Genomic DNA, 17,647 nt, shown 5'->3' with positions numbered 1-17,647 from the left:
GAACAAGCTCAATGTGGCACCTAGAATTTCAATTGCTTCTGGGCACGCATGCGTCGTGGTCAATACAAACTTAAGGGCGCCAAGCCTGTGAATAGCGCGTCTTTCCGCCGAAGTTCATGGCAGGTTCCGCCAAACCTGCGTATATGATGGTTCGCCAAGAGGTTCATATGCGCTTTTCCAATTCCTTTCTCGATGAGATACGCGACCGCGTCCAGATTTCGGATGTGGTCGGCCGTCGCGTGAGCTGGGACAAGCGCAAGACCAATGTTTCGCGCGGCGATTACTGGGCCTGCTGCCCGTTCCACGGCGAGAAGTCGCCGAGCTTTCACTGCGAGGACCGCAAGGGCCGCTATCACTGCTTCGGCTGCGGCGTCACCGGCGACCATTTCCGCTTCCTGACCGAGCTTGAGGGCATGAGCTTCCCCGAAGCCGTTCAACAGATCGCCGATATGGCGGGTGTCGCCATGCCGATCGCCGATCCTGTCATGGAAAAGCGCGAGAAGGAGCGTGGCTCGCTTCAGGACGTCATGGAACTGGCGACGCAGTTCTTCCAAGACCAACTGCAAACGGCGAACGGCGCGCGGGGGCGGGCATACCTGCGCGACCGCGGACTGACGGGCCGGACAATCGACACCTTCCGCCTCGGTTTTGCGCCGGACAGCCGCAATGCGCTCAAGGAGTTTCTGGCGGGCAAGGGCGTTGCAAAGGAGCAGATCGAAGCCTGTGGTCTTGTGGTCCATGGTCCCGACGTGCCCGTCAGCTACGATCGCTTCCGCGACCGCATCATGTTTCCCATCCTCTCGTCGCGGGAGAAGGTGATCGCTTTCGGCGGCCGCGCCATGTCGCCGGATGCGCCAGCAAAATATCTCAATTCCAACGAGACCGAACTCTTCCACAAAGGCAATGTGCTCTACAATTTCGCGCGCGCCCGGCGAGCGATCCAAGGCGCAGACGGCGCCGGCACGATCATCGCCGTCGAAGGTTATATGGACGTCATCGCGTTGCATCAGGCCGGCGTCGAGAATGCAGTTGCGCCGCTCGGTACGGCGCTTACCGAGAACCAGCTTGAACTGCTTTGGAAAATGACACCGCAGCCGGTGCTCTGCTTCGATGGCGATGGCGCCGGTATCCGCGCCGCAAACCGTGCGGCAGATTTGGCGCTGCCGCATCTGAAGCCCGGCCGAACCGTGCGTTTTGCGCTGCTGCCAGATGGCAAGGACCCAGACGACCTCGTGCGCCATGATGGCCGTGCGCCTTTCGACAAGGTGATGAGCCAGGCAAAGCCACTCGCCGAGATGCTCTGGAGCCGCGAGATCAACGCGGGCAATTTCGATACACCGGAGGCGCGCGCCGAACTCGAAGCTCGGTTGAAGCAGATGGTCGCCGTCATCGTCGACGAAAATGTCCGCCGCCACTATCAGCAGGACATCAGGGATCGGCTCAACGCATTCTTTCAGCCGCAATTCCAAAACCGTGGCGAACGCCGTAGCTTCGATCGCGGCGGCCGGCCCGGCGGGCGCGGCGGGCAGGAGGCGCGCGGCGCGCGCATCTCCGGCGGCGGCGTTTCCGAGCGCCTTGCGCGTTCGGGTCTCGTGCGCGGGCATCAGGAAATTCCGGCGTTGCGCGAAAGCGTGCTGGCGCTCACCATCGTCAATCATCCCGCCCTGATGCAGGACGAGTATGACGAAATAGCCTCGATCGATTACGACAACCGCGAGCTTCAGCGGCTATGGTCAGGTGTGCTCGGTGCTGCGGCGGCCGTCGCCGGGCCGCATCTGACGCGCGAATACCTGATCGAGCGGCTGGAGGAGCAGGGTTTCGGCGCGCTCCTCAAGGGGTTGGAGCAGCAGATCCGCAACGCGCGCCTCTGGATCGCGACGGAGGAGGCGGCCATGGAGGATGCCCGCGAGGGCTACCGCCAGGCGCTTGCCTTCCACCAGCGCGCAAAGGCGCTGCGCTGGCAGAAGATCGAGCTCGAACGCGAGATCGCAGAGGCAACAGAGGCCGGAGACGGCGATGTCATCGACCAGTTGATGCGCGCCCTGCAGGAAGTTCATTTCGAGGGCCTCCGGCTGGAAAACCAGGAAGCCATCATCGATGGTTTCGGCGTGCTTTCCGGCCGTGTGAAGGGCGCGGCAAGCCATTGATGGAGATGGACGGCGGCGACATGGCGTTTTCGGCCGCAGGTGCGCTCTTCGGCAACCGCCAGGACCCGCTCGTTATCCTGAAGCGGGTCTACGGCTATCCCGCGTTTCGCGGCAAGCAACAGCAAGTGATCGATCAGCTCGTGGCAGGCGGCGATGCAGTGGTGCTCTTTCCGACGGGCGCAGGCAAATCGCTCTGCTTCCAGATCCCGGCGCTCTGCCGCGACGGCGTCGGCATCGTCGTTTCGCCGCTGATTGCCCTGATGCGCGATCAGGTGGAGGCGATGAAGCAGCTCGGCATCCGCGCTGCAGCGATCAACTCGTCGCTCACCCGCGAGGAATTCGTCGATGTCCGCCGGGCACTGTCGGCGGGTCAGCTCGATCTTCTTTATGTCACGCCGGAGCGGATCCTCATGGACGGCTTCAGAGAGACGATCGGCAGTGCGAAGATCGCGCTCTTTGCGATCGACGAAGCGCACTGCGTCTCGCAATGGGGGCATGACTTCCGCCCGGAATATCGCGAACTCGGTAGGCTTGCGGAACACTATCCGGGCGTGCCGCGCATTGCATTGACCGCGACTGCCGATCCACACACCCGCGACGACATCATCGAACGGCTGGCGCTGAACAACGCCAAGGTTTTCACCACCAGCTTCGACCGGCCGAACATTTCCTACGAAATCGTCGAGCGCAATCAGCCGCGACAGCAGCTCCTGCGGTTCCTCTCGAGGCACAAGGGCAATAGCGGCATCATCTACTGCCTGTCGCGCGCCAAGGTCGAAGACACAGCAGATTGGCTGAACACGCAGGGCATCCGCGCGCTTCCCTATCATGCCGGCATGGACCGGTCGCTGCGCGATGCCAATCAGGATGCGTTCCTGAAGGAGGAAGAACTTTGCCTCGTCGCCACAGTCGCCTTCGGCATGGGCATCGACAAGCCGAATGTGCGTTATGTCGCCCATCTCGACCTACCGGGCTCCATCGAGGCCTATTACCAGGAAACCGGCCGCGCTGGGCGCGACGGCCTGCCGTCGGAGGTCTGGATGGCCTATGGCATGTCCGACGCCATCCAGCGCCGCCGCATGATCGACGAGGGCAATGCGGCCGACGAGATCAAACGCATCGAACGCGGCAAGCTCAACGCGCTGCTCGCCATCTGCGAAACCGCTTCCTGCCGCCGCCAGGCGATCCTTGGGCATTTCGGCGAAGCGCATGCCGGCAAGTGCGGCAACTGCGATACCTGCCTGAAGCCTGTCGAAACCTGGGATGGGACGGAAGCGGCGATCAAGGCGCTTGCCGCCGTCTATCGCACCGGCGAGCGCTTTGGCACCGGCCATGTGATCGATGTGCTCCTCGGCAATACCAACGAAAAGACCGAGCGCTTCGGCCATGTGGACATGCCGGTCTTCGGCGCCGGCAAGGATATCCCGGCCCGCATCTGGCAATCCGTCTTCCGCCAACTTCTTGCCATGGGTCTGATCCGTATCGATCATGAGGCCTATGGCGCGATGAAGCTGGAGCCGGATGCCCGTGCCGTCTTCAAGCATGAACGCCAGGTCTTCTTCCGCAAGGATCGCCCGGCCTCGGAACGCCGCACCAAGAAAGCCGAACGTAGCGAGCGCCGCTCCGGCCTTTCCGGCGCCGACGGCATTCTCTTCGAAGCGCTTCGGGCCGAACGCACCTCGATCGCGAAATCCCTCGGCGTGCCGCCCTATGTCGTCTTTCCCGACACGACGCTGATCGCCTTCGCCACCGAGCGGCCAAGGAGCCTGAAGGAGCTCTTAAACATCTCCGGCGTAGGGCAATCGAAGCTTGAACACTATGGCGATGCGTTTCTGGACGTCATTCTGGCAAACGACGACTAGACCGGAAAGAGGCGGTTGCAGAGGGCTGTCTAATGCAATCGAGTGATGTTCTGCGTGTCGGACCTCTTGTTTCCCCTAACGTCCGAGGGGAGCTTCAATGACAATTTTCAACAGAGCGGTGGTTTCGTTGCCGGGTGTGAGCGTATTGCTGGACATCTGCATGACGGGCAGGTTTTTATTCATGCGACGGCAGAAGACCGGTGGCGTGCTCGGCATGTGGGAGACATTTTCGGGCGCCCGGAACAGGACCGGGGCCGCACATGCATAGGCGGGAGACCGAGGTTTTCCGCGTGATTGCCGGAGCCTGTCGAATATTTCTTAATGGAATTTGAACGCGCCAACACGCAGGAGGCCATCCCTCCCATTCAGAAGCGTTTCGGACTTTTTGACGTCGAAATGGAAGCCGAGCTCTGGGATCAAGATCGGCATCTTGCAGTTCATCCACCGGTGAAGCTAGCCGCAAGGGATCCTGACGGTCATGCCGCAGTCGACGGGCAGGACATGGCCGTTGATGAAGGAGGCAATTCCGAGCGAGGTCGCAATCGGCGAAATCAAGGGCGGTGTTGTGCGGCCAGCTCCATCGTGCTGCGGAAGACTGCTTCCTGCTGGTTTCGGTTCAGCGCTGAACAAGACAAGCCGACCGCAATATGCTAACTCGGCGACAGTCGGAAGCATCGGAAGAAAGACCGTCAATGACCTCGCAATTCATCTCCCATCTGCGCGGCGAACTCTCCGCGCTCAAGGATGCCGGCCTTTACAAGTCCGAGCGCGTCATTACCTCGAAGCAAGCCGGCGAAATCGCCATAGCCTCCGGCGAGCGCGTGCTGAACTTCTGCGCCAACAACTATCTTGGCCTTGCGGATAACGACGAGCTGGCCGAGGCGGGCAAAAAGGCACTCGACCGTTATGGATACGGCATGGCCTCCGTCCGCTTCATCTGCGGCACGCAAGAGGAGCACAAGCAACTCGAATCCCGCATTTCGTCGTTCCTCGGCATGGAGGACACGCTCCTTTATTCCTCCTGTTTCGATGCCAATGGCGGTTTGTTCGAGACGCTGCTTGGCGAGGAGGATGCGATCATCTCCGATGCGCTGAACCATGCCTCGATCATCGACGGCGTGCGGCTCTCCAAAGCCAAGCGTTTCCGCTATGCCAACAACGACATGACGGCGCTGGAAGAAGAGTTGAAGAAGGCCGAAGGCAGCCGCTTCAAGATGATCGCGACCGATGGTGTGTTCTCGATGGACGGGATCATCGCCAACCTGCAAGGTGTCTGCGATCTCGCGGAGAAATACGGCGCCATGGTCATGGTGGACGATAGCCATGCCGTCGGCTTCGTCGGCAGGCATGGCCGTGGTTCGCCGGAATATTGCGGCGTCGAAGGCCGTGTCGATATCACCACCGGAACGCTCGGAAAGGCACTCGGCGGTGCTTCGGGAGGTTATACTTCGGCAAAGGCCGAGATCGTCGACTGGCTGCGGCAGCGCTCGCGGCCCTATCTCTTTTCCAATACGCTTGCGCCGGTCATTGCCGCCGCCTCGCTCAAGGTCTTTGATCTGATCGAGAACGGCAACGCGTTGCGCGAAAAACTTTCAGCGAATGCTGCGCTCTTCCGCACGGAGATGACCAAGCTCGGCTTCACGCTGGCGGGCGAGGGGCATCCGATCATTCCCGTGATGCTCGGCGATGCCAAGCTCGCACAGGACATGGCGGCGCTGATGCTGAAGAAGGGTATTTACGTGATCGGCTTTTCGTTCCCGGTCGTGCCCAAGGGCCAGGCGCGCATCCGCACGCAGATGTCGGCGGCGCATTCCAGCGCAGATGTCGAGCGCGTGGTTGCGGCCTTCGCGGAAGCGGGCAGGGAACTAGGCGTCATTTGACGCCGCTTGCTCCATCTTCAGCCCGGCGGGAGAAGGGATGAAGAGCAAATAACGATGTGCCGTGCTCCCCGAGGGGAGAAAGGAAACAGCGAAGCTGGGCACTATACAAGACGGGAAACCTCGAATGTCGAATATGATGAAGGCGCTGGTCAAGTCGAAACCGGAAGTCGGGCTCTGGATGGAAAACGTCCCGGTTCCTGAGGTCGGGCCGAACGACGTTCTGATCCGCGTCAGGAAGTCGGCGATCTGCGGTACGGATGTCCATATCTGGAACTGGGACCAGTGGGCGCAGAAGACCATTCCGGTGCCGATGGTCGTCGGTCATGAGTTCTGCGGCGAGATCGCCGAGGTCGGTTCCGCCGTCACCAGATACCATGTCGGCGAACGGGTCTCCGGCGAGGGCCATATTGTCTGCGGCAAGTGCCGCAACTGCCGCGCCGGCAGGGGGCACTTGTGCCGCAACACGCTTGGCGTCGGCGTCAACCGTCCCGGCTCCTTCGGCGAGTTCGTCTGCATTCCGGAAGCCAATGTTGTGCCGATCCCGGACGACATCCCGGACGAGATCGCCGCGATCTTCGATCCATTCGGCAATGCGGTTCATACAGCACTTTCTTTCGATCTCGTCGGCGAGGACGTGCTCGTTACCGGTGCAGGCCCGATCGGCATCATGGGCGCGCTCGTCGCCAAACGTTCCGGCGCCCGCAAAGTCGTCATCACAGACATCAACCCGCACCGGCTGGATTTGGCGCGCAGACTCGGCATCGACCACGTCGTCGATGCGTCGAAGGAGAACCTTGCCGATGTCATGAAGGCGATCGGCATGACGGAGGGTTTTGACGTCGGCCTGGAAATGTCGGGTGCAGCACCCGCCTTCCGCGACATGATCGACAAGATGAACAATGGCGGCAAGATCGCAATCCTTGGCATCGCGCCGGCTGGTTTCGAGATCGACTGGAACAAGGTCATCTTCAAGATGCTGAACCTCAAGGGCATCTACGGTCGCGAGATGTTCGAGACCTGGTACAAGATGATCGCCTTCGTGCAGGGCGGGCTCGATCTGTCGCCGGTCATCACGCACCGTATCAAGATCGATGAATTCCGGGACGGCTTCGAGGCGATGCGCTCAGGCAATTCCGGCAAGGTCGTGATGGATTGGAACTAAGGGAACAACGATGATCTACCAAGGAAGCTGCCACTGCGGCAAGGTCGCATTCGAGGTGGACGGAGACTTCAAGACGGCTATCGATTGCGATTGCTCGCTCTGCCGCCGGCGGGGCGGCCTGCTTGCTTTCGTATCGCGCGACAAGCTAAAGCTGCAGACGCCGGAAGAAAACAAGTCGACCTATACTTTCAACAACCATGTCATCAAACATCACTTTTGCAGCAACTGCGGTATTGCACCCTACGGCGAAGGCGTTCTTCCGAACGGCGATCCCATGGCATCGGTCAACCTACGCTGTATTCCCGTGATCGATCTCGGTTCTCTGGAAATCATGCCTTACGATGGTGCGTCCCGATAGCGATGGGCGGCGGATATCCTGCAGTGGCAGCTAAAAACCAGTAAGATCTCTCGTTGCCGTGGCGAGAATTCTTGCTCCCCTTGTCTTCTTGCGGTGACATCCTATCTAAGCGAAGCAATCGCTTGAGCGGTTTCCAGCCTGTGGATAAGGCTTTTTCCGTGTTTTCGACGGCTTTTTTGGTGGAAAAGCTTGACGGGAACAAAAATTGTGGGAATCACCGTTCGACTTGAAAAGCGGTGAAGTTGGTCGAGGCGGATCGCACATAACCATGGCCGGAAGTTTCGAAGCACTAAAGCTCTGTCGTCCGGCATCAGCGATCGTGGTTAATTGGGCTTTAAAGGTCATCCCGTTAGGTGGGTAAGGTGATTCGAGGCTTGGGTTTGCGCACTCAGGCTTCGAGGGCCGTTCATCGAGCGAGTTTGAATAGCGTCAGGAAGGCGACGATATAAATGGTAACCAAGGTCAAAGAGAACGAAGAAGCGGAAGTCGAACGCGACGGCGCATCCGACGGCCCTCTTCTCGATCTTTCCGATGACGCGGTCAAGAAAATGATCAAGGCCGCGAAGAAGCGCGGCTACGTGACGATGGACGAGCTGAATGCCGTTCTTCCGTCAGAGGAAGTGACGTCCGAGCAGATCGAAGACACGATGGCGATGTTGTCCGATATGGGCATCAATGTCATCGAAGACGAAGAAGCCGAAGAGGCGGGCCAGAGCGGCGGTGACGACGACGATGCGGGCGGCGATGACGAGAGCGAAGGCGGCGAACTCGCGCCTTCGGGCGGCACCGCGCTCGCAACGGCAAAGAAGAAGGAGCCGACCGATCGCACCGACGATCCCGTGCGCATGTATCTGCGCGAGATGGGTTCCGTCGAGCTCTTGTCGCGCGAAGGCGAAATTGCCATCGCCAAGCGCATCGAGGCCGGCCGCGAAACCATGATCGCCGGGCTCTGCGAAAGCCCGCTCACCTTCCAGGCGCTCATCATCTGGCGCGACGAACTGAACGAGGGCACGACCCTGCTACGCGAGATCATCGATCTCGAAACGACCTATTCCGGTCCGGAAGCCAAGGCCGCCCCGCAGTTCCAGAGCCCTGAAAAAATCGAGGCTGACCGCAAGGCCGCCGAAGAGAAGGAAAAGACCCGCCGCATGCGTTCCGGCGACGACGACATCACCGATGTCGGCGGCGAAGGCATGCCCGTTGAGGAAGAGGAAGAGGACGAAGACGAATCCAACCTCTCGCTCGCAGCCATGGAAGCGGAGCTGCGGCCGCAGGTCATGGAGACGCTCGACCTCATCGCCGAGACCTACAAGAAGCTGCGCAAGCTGCAGGACCAGCAGGTCGAGCAGCGCCTTGCCGCGACCGGCACGCTGTCTTCCGCTCAAGAGCGCCGCTACAAGGAACTCAAGGACGAGCTGATCAAGGCCGTCAAGTCGCTGTCGCTCAACCAGAACCGCATCGAGGCTCTCGTCGAGCAGCTTTACGACATCAACAAGCGCCTCGTTCAAAACGAGGGCCGCCTGCTGCGTCTGGCTGAATCTTATGGCGTCAAGCGCGACTCGTTCCTGGAGCAGTATCAGGGTGCCGAGCTCGATCCGAACTGGATGAAGTCGATCGGCAATCTGGCTGCGCGCGGCTGGAAGGAATTCGCCAAGGGCGAGAACACGACGATCCGTGACATCCGCCAGGAGATCCAGAACCTCGCCACGGAAACCGGCATCTCGATTTCGGAATTCCGCCGCATCGTGCACATGGTGCAGAAGGGCGAACGCGAAGCGCGCATCGCCAAGAAGGAAATGGTCGAAGCGAATCTTCGCCTCGTCATCTCCATCGCCAAGAAGTACACCAACCGCGGCCTGCAGTTCCTCGACCTCATTCAGGAAGGCAATATCGGCCTGATGAAGGCGGTCGACAAGTTCGAATACCGCCGCGGCTATAAGTTCTCCACCTATGCGACATGGTGGATCCGCCAGGCGATCACCCGCTCGATCGCCGACCAGGCGCGCACGATCCGCATTCCGGTGCACATGATCGAGACGATCAACAAGATCGTCCGCACGTCCCGCCAGATGCTCCACGAAATCGGCCGCGAGCCGACGCCGGAGGAACTGGCCGAAAAGCTCGCCATGCCGCTCGAAAAGGTTCGCAAGGTCCTGAAGATCGCCAAGGAGCCGATCTCGCTCGAAACCCCCGTGGGCGACGAGGAAGATTCGCACCTCGGCGATTTCATCGAAGACAAGAACGCGCTGCTGCCGATCGACGCCGCCATCCAGGCGAACCTGCGCGAGACGACGACGCGTGTTCTCGCCTCGCTCACGCCGCGCGAGGAACGCGTGCTGCGCATGCGCTTTGGCATCGGCATGAACACGGACCATACGCTCGAGGAAGTCGGCCAGCAGTTCTCGGTTACCCGCGAACGTATCCGTCAGATCGAGGCGAAGGCGCTGCGAAAGCTAAAGCATCCGAGCCGCTCCAGAAAGCTTCGCAGCTTCCTGGACAGCTAAGGGCCGTGGCTGCGATGACAGCCTTGCGGTTGACTGATTGATGATCGAAGAGCCGGGTCCGTCCCGGCTCTTTCTTTTGGGGTTCCCAGACATTCCGTCGCTTTCCGCGCGGCTCAATGGTATAGTCCGGACGATACGGGGGACGGGACCGGCCGCAGCGCGTGAGCGAAGGTCGCCACATGCCTGCGTGGACCAAAACCCTCCGTAGGGAGGTGTGCAATGACCACATACGTCATGCTTATCAGCTGGACGGATCAAGGCGTTCGCAGTGCACGCGACTCGGCAAAAAGGCTGGACGCGGCAAAGAAGGCGCTCGGCGAGATGGGCGGCTCCTTCAAGGATTTCTTTCTGACGATGGGTGAATACGACATGGTCTCGATATGCGAGGCGCCGGACGACGCGGTGATGGCGCGGTTCACGCTGCAGCTTGCGACGGCCGGCAACGTTCGCACCAAAACGCTGAAGGCGTTCCCGGAGGCTGCCTATCGCGAAATCATAGGCTCGCTCGGCTAGCGGCGATCGGCCTGCGGATCGCAGCCTCGTGAAGGTAAAAGATGTGGACGATCCGCCGCGCGACCTTAGCTCGGTCGCGCGGCAAAGCACTTTTTTGTTTTGCGGCTTGATGCTGCCTTCTTAAAAGGCCACATCCGTACCTTGTCGGAGAGCATAATTCGCGGGCATGCAGAAGTTCGTCGCAAAGCGCTGGGGAGAGATCAGTTGGGGTGTCACAGCCTCGATCGCGCTGCATATTGCCGTCGTTGCGTTTTTCCTGGTGAAGCTGCCTGAAAAGACGCCGCAGCCGCCGGAAGAGGAGACGGTGAACGTCGATCTCGTGCCTCCGCCGGAAGAGGAAAAGAAGCCGGAGGAGAAGAAGGCCGAGGAAAAAAAGGCGGAAGAGCAAAAGCCGCCCGAGAGACCTCCCGAACTGCCGAAGATCGAGGAGAAGGCTGAGCAGAAACCGCCAGCACCCCCGCCACCTCCGCCGCCACCACCTCCTCCGGCGCCGGAAGCCAAGCCGGAAGAGAAGCCGTCCGAACCGCCGAAATCCGAAGCCAGGAACAATCCCTCCGACAAGGAGGGGAAGGGACAGGGAATGCCCGTCCTGAGGCCCGTCTTCGAATTTGGCGACAAGGATAGTGGCCCGCGCAAATCCGAAACGGGCAATGCTTCGGCGGGGGCTGGCAAGCCGCCGACGCCGCCCGACGAGCCGAAACCGGATGAGCCCAAACCTGCCGAAACGGCCGCGGCAAAGCCTCCCGCCACGGACCAGCCGCCGGCAAACCCGGTGCCGGACGATGTCAATCTGCCGCAGGTTGATGTGGCCAATATCGATCCGCAGAAGAACGGACCTGCGGCTGGCGCAGAAGACCAGGCGAAAATCGGTTTCGAACAGGCAAAGCCTGCGGACCAGCCCAAGATCGACCAGACGGAAACGACGAAGGCCGAAAAGCCTGCCGAGCTGAAGGAAGCAAAGACGCTGTTCTCGCAGAACGAAACGGATGATCCGATCGCCCGGACCGCCATGGGCAACATGCCGCGCGGGAGGCGGGCCGCGCAGCTTTGCAGCACCGAGCTTCGCGAGCAACTGGTTCACGGATCGCCCGCTTACAATCCGGTGATGGTCCCCACTTACGCGCTGCCGCGCGGTACGGTGCTCGATGTCCGGCGCGGTGCCTTCCGCACGCGCGAGGGCTGGTACGACGTTCAATTCCGCTGCGAGGTGGACGAGGGCGTAACCAAGGTCGTCTCGTTTGCCGTCGATGTCGGCGATCCGATCCCGCCCAGCCTGTGGCGGAGCCGTAATCTTCCGGAGTTCTGACACGGGCTCGCCCGCTCGCACCAGCCCTGCGCAAGTGAGCTCTCCTAGTCTGCTTTCATCGCTGAATGTTCCGGTGAATGAAAGGACGATGATGTCGAACGAGATCGAGCACTTCTTTGAAATGCAGGACGAGGCCGCAAGCCTGGCGTTTCTCGAACACAAGGGTGATGAGCTGACCGATATTCTGGTCGCAGCGCTCGAAGACGCCCTGAAAATTCTCTCCGACGAAATCCGGCCTGAAACACTTCACTGATCTCGGCAAAGACGTTGCGTGCTTCGCCTGCCGCTGGCAGAGTCCGGCCGGAAGGAGACGCTGCGTGGCCAAACGTCAGTTCACAATGCACCGTTCGGCGGTGGCCGGGGTGGAGGCCGTGGAAGCGGAAACCCGCCGCAGTTTCGCACGGCATACGCATGAACAATTCGGCATCGGCCTGATTGTCTCCGGTGCGCAGAAGTCGCTGAGCGGGCGCGGCATGGTCGAAGCGGAAGCCGGCGATCTCATCACCGTCAATCCGAACGAGGTCCATGACGGCGCACCGATCGGCGAGGGGCGGTCGTGGCGCATCCTCTATTTCGATCCGGCGATCATCGGCGATCTCGCGCAGGATGTCGGCGAAAGCGGAATGATGCGCTCGGAAATTCCGCGCCCCGTTATTCAAAACAGCGTCCTTGCAGCACGCTTCGCAAGCCTCTTTGCCGCAATCACCAGCCGCTCCACGAAAGATGACCTTGCACGCGAAGAACTGCTCCTCGGCGTTGTTGCAGCTGTGATGCGCGAACAGCCGATGCCGGAAGTAGCGCGTATGGCGCCGGGCACGATCGGCAAGGCGAAGAGCCTGATTGACGGCGATCCTCTCGCCAATGTCTCGCTTGCCGATCTTGCGCGCGAAAGCGGCCTTAGCCGGTTTCAGCTGCTGCGCGGTTTTGCGAAAGCAACCGGCATGACGCCGCATGCCTATCTGATCCAGGCGCGCATTCACATGGCCCGCCGCCTGATCGCTTCCGGCACGTCGCTTGCCGAGGCGGCCCTCGCCAGCGGCTTTGCCGATCAGAGCCACATGACACGCGTCTTCACGGCCAAATACGGCCTCACGCCGCGTGTCTATGCCACGGCACTTGCCTGACGGCCCGCAATTTCGTTCAAGAAGCTAATTCGTCTTTGCGGTTTTCTTCGTCCATCGAAACGGAGAATCCCATGACAAAGGCATTTCAGGGCTACATCTATCTGACACTGGCGATGATCACGGTCGGCAGCACGGTAATCGCCAGCAAGATCATCGCATCAAGCCTTCCGCCGTTTACGGCAACGGCGCTGCGTTTCGCCGCGGCCTTCCCCTTCTTCCTGCTTTTGATGCAAATCACCAGATTGCGGCTGCCGAAACTGTCGCGCCACGATTGGCTCATCCTCGTGACGCAGGCAGGAGCGGGCAGCGTCGGCTATACGACGTTGTTGATCTCCGGCCTGCAGCTGACGTCGGCGACGAATGCCGGCGTCATCATCGGCACGCTCCCGGTCGTCTCGGCGGTGATCTCGATCCTCGTTCTCGGCGAGAGGCCGCACCGCTTCCTGCTGCTTGCCATCGCGCTTGCTGCTTTCGGCGTATTCTGGGTCGCGTTGACGCCGGGCGCATCCGCAGGCGGCTCACTGACCGGGAATGTGCTGATCCTCGGCGCCGTCATCTGCGAGGGGCTATTCATTCTTCTCAACAAGCGCATGCAGAGCGAGATCCTGCCGCTCACGCAGTCGGCGCTGATGACCGGCATCGGTTTCTTCGTTGCCGGCATTCCGGCTCTCTTCGAAAGCCATGCCGCAAGCGGTTTTTCCGCAGCGGCGCTCTTAGCCGTCGTCTATTATGCGCTGGTGCCCACCGTCGGCGGCTTCATCTTGTGGTACGCGGGCTTAGAGCGCGTCAGCGGCAGCGAGGCTTCGCTGTTTACGGCAATCGCTCCGGTCTCCGCCGTCATTTTTGCCTTCGTGCTGCTCGGCGAGCCGGTCGGCTTCCATCAGATTTTCGGCGTCGCCTGTGTGCTCGCCGCCGTTCTGGGGCTCGGCTTGTCTGCACTTGCCCGGGTGCGGCGCGCGTGACGGTGACCCCTTGGGAAGCGCCGGGTTCGACCCTATCTAGGGACGGTGCAATCTTTCGAAGGCGAACGCTCATGTCAGACAAGCCGATCAAGATTCCCGGGCCTGATCATCCGATCACCGTAGACCACAATCCAGCGCGCGTCGTCGTCAAGCTCGACGGCAAGGTCGTCGCTGACACGCGCGATGCGTTGACATTGCGCGAGGCTTCCTATCCGCCAGTGCAGTATATTCCGCGCAAGGATGTCGACATGTCGGTGCTTCAACGCACCGACCACTCTACTTATTGCCCCTACAAGGGCGAGGCTTCCTATTACAGCATCACGCCTGGCGGCGAGCGCGCGAAGAACGCCATCTGGACGTATGAAAACCCGCATGCCGCGATGCGCGAAATCAAGGACCGTATGGCGTTCTATCCGGATCGTGTGGATTCGATCGAAGAACTGCAGGCACCTGAGGCCGGCGAGTTTTAGTGTCCCGTCCCGACAAGACAGCGCACGAGACCTTCCAGCGACACGCGGCCTGCGGGCAGGCCATCGGCGCCGGTGACGGTCGCGTGCGTGACGTTGCTTTCGGTCATCATCCGCATACCTTCCTCCACGGTCGATTTGCCGGGGATGCGGATCACGGTGTCGCTTGCGGGATTGCTGAGCGGCTCCATCAGCGCTTCGATCGGGATGACGCGGCTGCGGTTTACTTCCTTGACGAAGGCCTCGATGTAGTCGGTTGCGGGATTGAGCACGATATCGGCGGCCGAGCCCTGCTGGATGACCTCGCCATCGCGCAGAATGGCGACCTTGTCGCCAAGCCGCAATGCCTCGTCGAGATCGTGGGTGATGAAGACGACGGTCTTCTTCAGTTCTTTCTGCAGGTCGAGCAGCACGCTCTGCATGTCGACGCGTATCAGCGGGTCGAGGGCGGAAAAGGCCTCGTCCATCAGGAGTATCTCGGCATCGTTGGTGAGTGCACGGGCAAGACCGACACGCTGCTGCATGCCGCCCGAAAGCTGGTTCGGATAATGTCCGGCAAAGCCGTCGAGGCCGACGCGCTTGATCCAGATATTCGCACGCTCTTCGCGCTCGCCCTTCGGCACGCCTTGTATTTCCAGTCCGTAGACGGTGTTCTGCAGCACGTTGCGATGCGGCAGCAGGCCGAACTTCTGGAACACCATCGCCGTCCTGCGGCGGCGGAACTCGCGGAGTTCCTCTTCGCTCATCTTGCAGATGTCGATATCGCCATAGAGCACTTCGCCCGCTGTCGGGTCGATCAGACGGTTGATGTGGCGGATCAGCGTCGACTTGCCGGAACCGGAAAGCCCCATAATAACGGTGATGCTGCCGCCTGGAATCGAGATGTTGATATCTTTCAGTCCGAGGACATGGCCGTGCTCCTTGTTGAGCTCGGTTTTCGATATGCCCTTGGTGACGGCTTCGATGAAATCGCCGCCACGCGGACCGAAAATCTTGTAGAGATTGCGTATTTCAATCGACTGACTAGCCATGCACGATTTCCCGGTGCTTCTGCAGCCTGAGACCATAGGCCTGGCTGATGCGGTCAAAGATGATGGCGATGCCGACGATGGCGAGACCGTTGAAGACGCCGAGGGTAAAGTACTGGTTGGCGATGGCCTTGAGGACCGGTTGGCCGAGACCTTGTACGCCAATCATCGAGGCGATGACGACCATGGCGAGTGCCATCATGATCGTCTGGTTGATGCCGGCCATGATGGTCGGCAACGCCAAGGGAAGCTGGACGTTGCGCAGCTTCTGCCAGCTCGATGAACCGAAGGCGTCGGCCGCTTCGAGCACGTCCTTGTCGACCATGCGGATGCCGAGATTGGTGAGGCGTATCATCGGCGGCAAGGCATAGATGACGACGGCGATCACGCCAGGCACGCGGCCGATGCCGAGCAGCATGACGACCGGGATCAGATAGACGAAGCTCGGCATGGTCTGCATGACGTCGAGTACCGGATTGACGGCATTCTGGAGCCGGTTGGAACGCGACATGCCGATGCCGATCGGAATGCCGATCGCAACCGAAAGCACCGTGCAGACGAAGATCATCGAAACAGTCTTCATCGTGTCTTCCCACATGTCGAACCAGCCGATCAGGAAAAGTGTCGCGGCGCAGCCGATGACAATCTTCCAATTGCGGCTCCCAAGCCAGGCAATGCCGGCGACGACCAGGATCACCAGCGGCCAGGGCGTGCCGGTGAGCAGCCTTTCAGCCCAGATCAGAAAGCTTTGCAGCGGGCTGAACAGCCCTTCGATGCTGTCGCCGTAGGCGCGGGTAAAAGTGCGAAAGCCTTCGTCCACGTTCTTCTTCAGAACGCGCAGCGTGTCGGCATCCATTGTCGGAAATTTCCAGAGCCAATCCATGTCAGTTCCCCATGGCTAAAGCGGCGGCGGCCCTGTTCTTCTTATGGCCGTCGCGCAAAAGGATCGGGCCGGCGGTGCCTGGATGTCAAGCACCGCCTGCTTTGCGGATCATGAGGGATCAGAGGGAAGCCTTGATCTTCTCGGCGACTTCCGGAGAGACCCATTCCTTCCACAGGGCTTCGTTTTCCTTGAGGAAGTGCTTGGCGCCGTCTTCGCCGGTAGCCTGGTTGTCGGTCATCCAGGCGATCAGCTTGTTAACGGTGTCGTTCGTCCAGGCGCGCTTGTTGAGATAATCCATGGCCGGGCCGGCGCGATCGGCAAAGGTTTTGCTCACGAGCGTCTGAACGTCGTCGGCCGGCCAGGCGTTCGGCTTGGGATCGGGGCAATCGGCAACCGAGGTACAGCGCTTCCATTCCGCCGCATCGTATTCGGAGCCGTAGCCGAGTTTCACCATCTCATATTTGCCGAGGAGCGAGGTCGGGGCCCAGTAGTAGCCGACCCAGGGCTGTTTGCCTTCGTAGGCCTTGGCGATGGAACCGTCGAGGCCGGCTGCCGAGCCGGTATCAACCAGCGTGAAGCCGGCCTTGTCGCCGCCATAGGCCTTGAAGAGCTGCGAGGTCACGACCGTTCCGCCCCAGCCCTGAGGGCCATTGAAGACGGCGCCCTTGCTCTTGTCTTCGGGAGCAGGGAAGAGTTCGGGATGCTTGAAGAGATCGGGGATCGTCTTGATGTCTGGATGGGCTTCGGCGATGTATTTGGGGATCCACCAGCCCTGGATCGCGCCGTCTGAAAGGATTTTCGAGGCAGCGACCACCTTGCCGCCTTCCAGGCCGCGCTTCACGATTTCCGGCTGGAGGCTGACCCAGGCTTCCGGCGCGACATCCGGCTCACCCTTTTCAGCCATTGATGTGAGCGTCGGAACCGTGTCGCCGCTGACGATCTCGGCGGTGCATCCATAGCCTTCCTCGAGGATGATCTTGTCGAGGTTTGCGGCAACTTCGGCCGATTGCCAGTTCATGCTGGCGATGGTGACGTTGCCACACTCCGCAGCCGATGCCGCGCTCGAAAGGCCGATCAGGCCGGCTGCAAGGACGGTTGAAGCCAAAAGTGCTTTCATTTTCTTGTTCCCTCTGGTCGCGGTGTGACGTGAACCCGGCGCCTGCGGCACCGCGTCCGCCAGCAAGCCTATTGAGCATGCTTTCATGCGCCACGCGCCATTCCGCTTGCGTCAAAAAATGGCGCATTGACGCTTTCTTTCAATGGCTGATCAAGTGCTTTGTCGCGATCGGAACAATTGTTCCAATGGGCGCAAATTGTGCCTGCGAACTTGCTGCGCGTGACAAGTGGATCATTCGGGCGGATCATTCAGAAACGACGCCTCTTGTGCCTGATCTTGCAAAGGCCGGGACGCCGCGGGGCTGGAAATCGGCGGATCACGCATATTTCTCACC

17 protein-coding genes are annotated in these 17,647 nt (G+C 60.6%); 13 read left to right on the top strand and 4 right to left on the bottom strand.

Going from position 1 to position 17,647, the window contains the following annotated elements; all coding sequences use genetic code 11:
* Positions 1–167 precede the first annotated feature (167 nt).
* The 13 genes from dnaG to RGR602_RS12795 all read left to right on the top strand — a co-directional run bounded on the left by dnaG (position 168) and on the right by RGR602_RS12795 (position 14,288).
* The gene (gene dnaG, locus RGR602_RS12855) at positions 168–2,147 is read left to right on the top strand and encodes a DNA primase (protein ID WP_039846840.1); all 1,980 of its coding nucleotides are present in this window, start codon (positions 168–170) and stop codon (positions 2,145–2,147) included.
* Positions 2,147–4,009, top strand: coding sequence for a DNA helicase RecQ (recQ, locus tag RGR602_RS12850; RefSeq protein ID WP_039845439.1), 1,863 nt, complete (start codon positions 2,147–2,149; stop codon positions 4,007–4,009). The genes dnaG and recQ overlap by 1 nt, the downstream gene beginning before the upstream one ends.
* A gap of 321 nt (positions 4,010–4,330) precedes the next feature.
* Positions 4,331–4,663 (top strand): hypothetical protein, encoded by a 333-nt coding sequence (locus tag RGR602_RS37160; protein ID WP_203226164.1) that lies wholly within the window; start codon positions 4,331–4,333, stop codon positions 4,661–4,663.
* A gap of 38 nt (positions 4,664–4,701) precedes the next feature.
* The gene (locus RGR602_RS12835) at positions 4,702–5,889 is read left to right on the top strand and encodes a glycine C-acetyltransferase (RefSeq protein ID WP_039845437.1); all 1,188 of its coding nucleotides are present in this window, start codon (positions 4,702–4,704) and stop codon (positions 5,887–5,889) included.
* A 124-nt stretch (positions 5,890–6,013) separates the two neighbouring features.
* On the top strand, positions 6,014–7,051 hold the full coding sequence (gene tdh, locus RGR602_RS12830) for an L-threonine 3-dehydrogenase (protein WP_039845436.1): 1,038 nt from the start codon (positions 6,014–6,016) through the stop codon (positions 7,049–7,051).
* 10 nt (positions 7,052–7,061) lie between these two features.
* Positions 7,062–7,409, top strand: coding sequence for a GFA family protein (locus tag RGR602_RS12825; RefSeq protein WP_039845435.1), 348 nt, complete (start codon positions 7,062–7,064; stop codon positions 7,407–7,409).
* A 449-nt stretch (positions 7,410–7,858) separates the two neighbouring features.
* Positions 7,859–9,913: an RNA polymerase sigma factor RpoD gene (gene rpoD / locus RGR602_RS12820; protein WP_022714276.1), complete on the top strand. Its 2,055-nt coding sequence runs from the start codon at positions 7,859–7,861 to the stop codon at positions 9,911–9,913.
* A gap of 219 nt (positions 9,914–10,132) precedes the next feature.
* On the top strand, positions 10,133–10,426 hold the full coding sequence (locus tag RGR602_RS12815; protein ID WP_039845434.1) for a GYD domain-containing protein: 294 nt from the start codon (positions 10,133–10,135) through the stop codon (positions 10,424–10,426).
* 166 nt (positions 10,427–10,592) lie between these two features.
* A complete protein-coding gene (locus RGR602_RS12810) occupies positions 10,593–11,732 on the top strand; it encodes a DUF930 domain-containing protein (protein ID WP_039845433.1) in 1,140 nt (379 codons plus the stop codon).
* Between the two features lie 73 nt (positions 11,733–11,805).
* Entirely contained in the window at positions 11,806–11,985 is a 180-nt protein-coding gene (locus tag RGR602_RS37155; protein ID WP_170250456.1) for a hypothetical protein, read from the top strand.
* Between the two features lie 64 nt (positions 11,986–12,049).
* Positions 12,050–12,856, top strand: a complete 807-nt coding sequence (locus RGR602_RS12805; protein ID WP_039845432.1) for an AraC family transcriptional regulator — start codon at positions 12,050–12,052, stop codon at positions 12,854–12,856.
* 71 nt (positions 12,857–12,927) lie between these two features.
* On the top strand, positions 12,928–13,818 hold the full coding sequence (locus tag RGR602_RS12800; RefSeq protein ID WP_039845431.1) for a DMT family transporter: 891 nt from the start codon (positions 12,928–12,930) through the stop codon (positions 13,816–13,818).
* A gap of 71 nt (positions 13,819–13,889) precedes the next feature.
* Positions 13,890–14,288 (top strand): DUF427 domain-containing protein, encoded by a 399-nt coding sequence (locus RGR602_RS12795; RefSeq protein ID WP_039845430.1) that lies wholly within the window; start codon positions 13,890–13,892, stop codon positions 14,286–14,288.
* Here RGR602_RS12795 and RGR602_RS12790 read toward each other — a convergent pair.
* The 4 genes from RGR602_RS12790 to RGR602_RS37150 form a co-directional block, all read right to left on the bottom strand.
* A complete protein-coding gene (locus tag RGR602_RS12790; protein ID WP_039845429.1) occupies positions 14,285–15,316 on the bottom strand; it encodes a quaternary amine ABC transporter ATP-binding protein in 1,032 nt (343 codons plus the stop codon). The two genes, RGR602_RS12795 and RGR602_RS12790, sit on opposite strands and share 4 nt — an antisense overlap.
* Complete coding sequence (locus RGR602_RS12785) at positions 15,309–16,196, bottom strand: ABC transporter permease (protein ID WP_039845428.1); 888 nt, start codon at positions 16,194–16,196, stop codon at positions 15,309–15,311. The genes RGR602_RS12790 and RGR602_RS12785 overlap by 8 nt, the downstream gene beginning before the upstream one ends.
* Before the next feature lie 118 nt (positions 16,197–16,314).
* Positions 16,315–17,313 (bottom strand): ABC transporter substrate-binding protein, encoded by a 999-nt coding sequence (locus RGR602_RS12780; RefSeq protein WP_039845427.1) that lies wholly within the window; start codon positions 17,311–17,313, stop codon positions 16,315–16,317.
* Between the two features lie 83 nt (positions 17,314–17,396).
* Positions 17,397–17,561, bottom strand: coding sequence for a hypothetical protein (locus RGR602_RS37150; RefSeq protein ID WP_170250458.1), 165 nt, complete (start codon positions 17,559–17,561; stop codon positions 17,397–17,399).
* Positions 17,562–17,647 lie beyond the last annotated feature (86 nt).

This window comes from Rhizobium gallicum bv. gallicum R602sp, assembly GCF_000816845.1.
Lineage (GTDB): Bacteria > Pseudomonadota > Alphaproteobacteria > Rhizobiales > Rhizobiaceae > Rhizobium > Rhizobium gallicum.
The sequence above is the reverse complement of the archived record's forward strand: the minus strand, read 5'-3'. Positions and strand labels throughout refer to the sequence as shown.